Origin of the sequence: Collinsella sp. (assembly GCF_052346665.1) — a bacterium.
Classification (GTDB): domain Bacteria; phylum Actinomycetota; class Coriobacteriia; order Coriobacteriales; family Coriobacteriaceae; genus Collinsella.
In genome coordinates, this window is the sequence record NZ_DAWDUX010000068.1 from 1 (window position 1) to 3,929 (window position 3,929).

The 3,929-nt window shown below is 55.7% G+C and carries 3 protein-coding genes and 1 pseudogene; all 4 read left to right on the top strand.

Translation table 11 applies throughout. The annotated features are described in order from the left end of the window. Window positions 1-623, top strand: a 623-nt coding sequence (gene coaE, locus ACT8II_RS09170) for a dephospho-CoA kinase (RefSeq protein WP_443813920.1), incomplete at its 5' end; no start/stop codon positions are given. Next, on the top strand, window positions 623-1,207 hold the full coding sequence (locus ACT8II_RS09175) for a lytic transglycosylase domain-containing protein (RefSeq protein ID WP_443813922.1): 585 nt from the start codon (window positions 623-625) through the stop codon (window positions 1,205-1,207). The genes coaE and ACT8II_RS09175, both read left to right, overlap by 1 nt. A 107-nt stretch (window positions 1,208-1,314) precedes the next feature. Continuing rightward, window positions 1,315-3,555, top strand: a complete 2,241-nt coding sequence (gene uvrB, locus ACT8II_RS09180) for an excinuclease ABC subunit UvrB (protein ID WP_443813924.1) — start codon at window positions 1,315-1,317, stop codon at window positions 3,553-3,555. Window positions 3,556-3,612: 57 nt separating this feature from the next. Beyond that, a pseudogene (locus tag ACT8II_RS09185) lies at window positions 3,613-3,929 on the top strand (hypothetical protein); the annotation flags it as partial.

Here is a 3,929-nt window from a genome sequence, read left to right on the forward strand (position 1 = left end):
CCTTTGTTATTGGCAACCTTGCATCTGGTAAGTCAACTGCCTCCCGTTATCTGTCCTCTCGTGGCGCACGACACATCGACCTTGATCGAATGGCAAAAGAGCTTTATGTGCCGGGCTCTGATCTGACACAGGCAATTGCCGATGAATTCGGCTGGGATGTTCTCGACGAATATGGCGACATTCGTACATCTGTTTTGGCTGAACGAGCTTTTGCCACTCCCGAGACAACTCATATCCTTAACGATCTTGTGCACCCTGTTTTGATTGAGCGGCTGAGCACGCTGCTTCTTCCCATCCAGTGTTGTTCAACGCTCGTACCTTCCTTTCCTCTCACTGTCGTTGAGGTTTCCGCACCTGCGGCGTTTTCTGATGCGTTTGGACTTGCAGATGAGGTGATCGCCGTCAGCGCGCCATTGGAAGTCCGTCGCGAGCGCGCGATTGCCCGGGGTATGTCCGTCGTGGATTTTGATGCGCGAGCTTCGGTTCAGCCTTCCGAAGATGAAATCATCGCCATGGCGGATCATTGTATCGACAACACTCGAGGCGATGATTCGTTGTTCGATGCCCTTGATGCATGGGTACGTCTTCGAGGTATTGAGAGCCTTCACGAAGGTGAGCGATAATGATCAAGCGATCCCGTTTTTTTACGTGGTATCGGGTGCTTCCACTCGCTATTGTTCTGGTGTTCGGCGTGATCTCATATGCCTATTCATTTGCCCCCTCGTTGATTTTCAAGTCCCTGTATCCTCTTTCATATGAAGACGAAATCACTTCGTCTGCCGCCGCCCATGGCGTTGATCCGTATCTTGTCGCAGCAATTATTCGCTCGGAATCAAGCTGGGATGCAGAGGCGCAGTCTCATCGCGGGGCCATGGGCTTGATGCAGCTCATGCCCGAGACCGCTTCTGACATGGTGAGCAAGGGTCTGGTCGATGGTTCTCAGTTCTCCGCCGATGACCTTCTTGATCCCCAGACGAATATCGAGTTCGGTTGCGCGTATCTCTCGTATCTCCTTTCGTATTTCAATGGCGCTACGGACAAGACTATCGCTGCTTACAATGCCGGCATGGGTAATGTCGATATTTGGACACAGGAAGACGATCTGCTGCGAAACGCGATCACGTTCCCCGAAACTCAGGCATATCTCGTCCGCGTTACGATGGCACAAACTCGTTACCGGGAACTGTATCCCCAGGCTTTTTGCTAGCCGTCCGTGGTTCTGCCACGCACTAGCCCTGTCTTGAGATTGACATCCTGGGGTATCAACACATAGAATGCGTGACCCCCGAGAATCGAGCGAGTGGATGGTGCGGTATGGCCGATTTTGAAGTTGAGCGTGTGGGTGGTGAGCTTCGGCGATTCGGAGTCAGCGGTACGTCGGCCTCCTTTGAGGTGGTCTCGCCGTTTGAACCTTCGGGCGATCAACCGGAGGCGATTGCCTCGCTCGTTGAGGGTGTGGAACAAGGTGATCGCTACCAGGTTCTCCTTGGAGTAACAGGATCAGGCAAGACCTTTACGATGGCCAAGACAATCGAGGCTCTTGGAAAGCCGACCTTGGTCATGGCTCCGAACAAAACGCTCGCCGCGCAGCTTGCGAGCGAGCTCAAGGAGTTCTTTCCGCATAATTCGGTCGTGTATTTCGTCTCCTATTACGATTACTACCAGCCCGAGGCGTACGTACCTTCCAGTGACACCTATATCGAGAAGGACTCTTCGATCAATGAAGAGGTCGAGATGCTTCGGCATCAGGCAACGGCAAGCTTGCTGTCACGCCGCGATGTGATCGTGGTCGCCTCCGTCTCGTGTATCTACGGTATCGGTTCGCCTGAGGATTACGCGGGCCTCGCCCCCAATGTGGACAAGAAGGTTCCATTGGAACGCGATGAGTTCATCCATGCTCTCATCGATATTCAGTACGATCGCAATGACTACGACCTGTCGCGCGGAACGTTCCGCGTGCGTGGTGATGTGGTCGATGTGTATCCACCCTATGCCGAGCATCCGTTGCGATTCGAGTTCTTTGGCGATGAGGTCGAGGTGATTGCCGAAATCGACGAGGTGACCGGAGAACTCCTGCGCGAGTACGACGCCATTCCCGTTTGGCCGGCATCGCACTATGTGACCGAGAAGCCCAAGGTGACGGCTGCGCTCAAATCAATCGAAGAGGAGCTTGAAGAGCGCGTGGCAGAGCTTAAAGCCAACGACAAGCTTCTTGAGGCGCAGCGGTTGGAACAGCGGACGAGCTACGATCTCGAAATGCTGGAGACCATGGGTTTCACGACGGGTATTGAAAACTACTCGCGCCATCTTGATGGCCGAAAGCCCGGCGAGCCCCCCTTCACCCTCATCGACTACTTCCCCAAGGACATGCTCTGCATCATAGATGAGAGTCATGTGACTGTGCCTCAAATTCGCGGTATGCACGAGGGCGATCGCTCGCGCAAGGTGACGTTGGTCGAGCACGGTTTCAGGTTGCCCTCCGCTCTGGACAATCGACCGCTGAGGTTCGATGAATTCGAGGCTCGGATTCCACAATTCATTTACGTGAGCGCGACGCCGGGCGATTATGAGTTGCGCGTGAGTCAGAATAATGTTGAGCAAATCATTCGTCCTACCGGCTTACTCGATCCAAAGATCGACGTACGTCCGGTACGTGGGCAAATCGATGACCTTATCGATGAGATCCGCGAGCGCGTCGCTCGGCACGAACGCGTGCTGGTGACGACACTTACCAAGCGCATGGCCGAAGATTTGACGGACCATCTGTTTGATGCGGGTATTCGCGTTAATTACATGCACTCAGATACGGCGACGATGGATCGCGTTGAGATCCTGCGGAGTCTTCGTCAGGGGAAAATCGACGTGCTTGTGGGCATTAACTTGCTGCGAGAGGGTCTTGACCTGCCAGAGGTGTCCCTCGTCGCCATTTTGGACGCCGACAAAGAGGGCTTTCTGCGCAATCGCCGCTCGCTTATCCAAACTATCGGCCGCGCGGCACGCAATGCCGAGGGCGAGGTCATCATGTATGCCGACACGGTGACCGACTCGATGCGCGAGGCAATTGACGAGACGAGCCGACGTCGTGCCATCCAGATGCGTTTCAACGATGAGCATGGAATCAGGCCGCAAACGGTGCGCAAGGCAATCAGCGATATCTCGAGTTTTATCGCCGAAGCTGAGGAAAATGTGGGCAAAAAAGACCGCTCCCGCGGAGACAGCCTTGGTCACGGAGCCTTTTTCTCTCCTGTCGAGTCGACAGCGTCTGGAGCGGATGGTGGTCCCACAACGGGGGAGCGCCTTGCCAACGAGCTCTCGGAGCTGCCTCACGATGAGTTGATGCGCGTGATCGCCACCATGGAGGAGGACATGCGCGCCGCATCCGAGGCTATGGACTTTGAGGAAGCGGCCCGCTTGCGCGATGCCGTGGTGAGCCTCAAGGCGATGGTAGAGGGTACCAGTGAGGACGAGGTTATCGAGGCGCTTCGCAAGAGCGCCCGCAAGGGGTCTGCGTTCGCATCTGGCCGCAAGCGCCAGGGTGCCCGATTCAAGAAGTAGGATGGTATACTTATCCTCGGGAAAACGTGCGGCGAAAGCCGTTGGGGAGGGATGGACATGACTAATTTCGATGCGATATTCGACCGCTTGCATGGGCTCTCATGGAGCCATGCGGTAATGGCCGCCGCCTGCTTCGTACTGGGTTGTGCGCTGTTTGTCGCACCGCTTTGGGATTATGCCGACACGATGAGCGCATTGCACCTGCTATCGTGGTTTGGCATTGGCGCGGGTGCACTCTCAGTGATCGGCGCATTTGCCTCCACGGCCCCGTTCACCCTGCGGGGTGCCGAGCCTGCTGTGGGTGCCCTTCTGCTTGTTTCCGGACTGTGGACGTTGAACTTCCCGGTCGCGGCGGGTGCGCTCAAGATCTCCCT

Coding starts and splice junctions, on each gene's coding strand:
- ACT8II_RS09175 (WP_443813922.1), top strand. CDS start 623: ATGATCAAGCGATCCCGTTTTTTTACGTGGTATCGGGTGCTTCCACTC.
- uvrB (WP_443813924.1), top strand. CDS start 1,315: ATGGCCGATTTTGAAGTTGAGCGTGTGGGTGGTGAGCTTCGGCGATTC.